4 protein-coding genes are annotated in these 1,427 nt (G+C 52.2%); all 4 read right to left on the bottom strand.

Annotated elements, in window-relative coordinates; all coding sequences use genetic code 11:
- Positions 1-244: 244 nt before the first annotated feature.
- Positions 245-640, bottom strand: a complete 396-nt coding sequence (locus tag T370_RS0121910; protein ID WP_005026878.1) for a type II TA system antitoxin MqsA family protein — start codon at positions 638-640, stop codon at positions 245-247.
- Between the two features lies 1 nt (position 641).
- Positions 642-938 carry a type II toxin-antitoxin system MqsR family toxin gene (locus T370_RS0121905; protein ID WP_005026876.1) on the bottom strand — a complete coding sequence of 99 codons (297 nt, stop codon included), beginning with the start codon at positions 936-938 and terminating at the stop codon, positions 642-644.
- Between the two features lie 22 nt (positions 939-960).
- Positions 961-1,167, bottom strand: a complete 207-nt coding sequence (locus T370_RS0121900) for a helix-turn-helix domain-containing protein (RefSeq protein WP_005026875.1) — start codon at positions 1,165-1,167, stop codon at positions 961-963.
- On the bottom strand, positions 1,167-1,427 hold a 261-nt coding region (locus T370_RS23320; RefSeq protein WP_034507620.1), incomplete at its 5' end, for a terminase gpA endonuclease subunit. The genes T370_RS23320 and T370_RS0121900, both read right to left, overlap by 1 nt.

Genomic DNA, 1,427 nt, shown 5'->3' with positions numbered 1-1,427 from the left:
TGTACGACTTGCCCGTGGACGCCGCCTTGTACGCGGCCTTCCAACAGGCGATCAGATCGAGGAGTTCTTCACGTGTCCAGATGGTGCTCATAGTGCCTATGCACATAGCACAGAAAAAAGCGCATGTCTGAGACTGTGGAGACTGTGGAGACTGTAGAGACTGTGGAGACAAAAAATTTTCAAAAAGACAAAAAAAAAGCCCGGCTGGGAAGCCGGACTTTTCTGTGCGAACTTGTTCAAGGCATCAGCCCCGCAGTTCATTGAGACGGGATGGATCATTATTTAACAGCTTGAAAAGCTGCACCAGTGCCTGTGGAGGTTTGGCCTTTCCAAGCTCATATCGAGAGAAGGCATTAGCTCCTCCACCGAACAGTTCACCAGCCTGCCTCTGATCGAGGCCGAGCTTTTTCCGGACGGATAGGACAAAAGCAGGATCAAACAGTTCTTCATTCACCTTACGGCGAAATACCTCCGACAGCCCATCAAGACGATCCGCTTCCTCATCCGACAAAACGCCCTCTCCGCACACCGGACAAAAATCCGCATGGGTTTCGAGCATGATTGTCCTTCCCTTGTATGTGAAGGGGACTTCCTTCACGCCGGGCACCAGTTCCGCGCCTCCGCATTCTGGACATTTCATATCACAGCTCCTTGAATGAAACGACAAGAACGTCGTCTATTACAGTCAGTTTAATGTACAGCATTCCCACATCCGCCTTGTGCCGGTAAACATCCTGCCAAACGGAAGAATCATGATATGTAGTCATGCTCTTATAGAACTCATGAGGACTCAGGCACATGATTTCCGCATAGGCTCGTTTGCGGTCATACCCCAATGCAGCGGCACCATTTCGCGCTGTGGTTGTCATATGGACCTTTCCAGCTTCAATCAGGGCCTTTACACGGCTCAGGGGGCAATGCGGCTTGTTCTTTTCCATGTCTTTATATTACCCTATTAGGTTAATTTGTCAAGTCGTTTTTCTCACAATACCCTGTTTCTAAAAATAGTTTCAAATCTGTTCTCAAATACCATCGATATCTTTTTCCCGTTCCATAAACAGGAATCTTTTTCTCCTTCACAAGCCGGTACAACTGCGCCTTGCTGCACCCGAGAATTTCGCAAGCCTGCTGCCAGTTGAGGCGATCCGACAGGTCGTACAGTGCCATCACGACCTCCGCAGGTTCGCCAGACGCGAACCGATGCCGCCCCCGCCGCGTTCGGACGGGCGCGGGGGACGGGCTGGCTTTTTCTGTTGTTCGTCGGGCCTGCGCCGGTGGCGCACGTTCAGGATGTACGCTAGCGCCCGCTGCATGACCTCGCAGTCCCAATAGTGGTTCGGCTTGTTCGCCGGGTTTTCCCATCCCTGCTTCTCGTCGTCCCAGACCTCGGCGCACAGTTCCTTGGCGTACTGTTCAAGCTGCCCGCC

The sequence above is a fragment of the Bilophila wadsworthia ATCC 49260 genome, assembly GCF_000701705.1.
In the GTDB taxonomy this organism is placed as follows: Bacteria; Desulfobacterota; Desulfovibrionia; order Desulfovibrionales; family Desulfovibrionaceae; genus Bilophila; species Bilophila wadsworthia.
The sequence above is the reverse complement of the archived record's forward strand: the minus strand, read 5'-3'. Positions and strand labels throughout refer to the sequence as shown.

Coding starts and splice junctions, on each gene's coding strand:
- T370_RS0121905 (WP_005026876.1), bottom strand. CDS start 938: ATGGAAAAGAACAAGCCGCATTGCCCCCTGAGCCGTGTAAAGGCCCTG.
- T370_RS0121900 (WP_005026875.1), bottom strand. CDS start 1,167: ATGGCACTGTACGACCTGTCGGATCGCCTCAACTGGCAGCAGGCTTGC.
- T370_RS0121910 (WP_005026878.1), bottom strand. CDS start 640: ATGAAATGTCCAGAATGCGGAGGCGCGGAACTGGTGCCCGGCGTGAAG.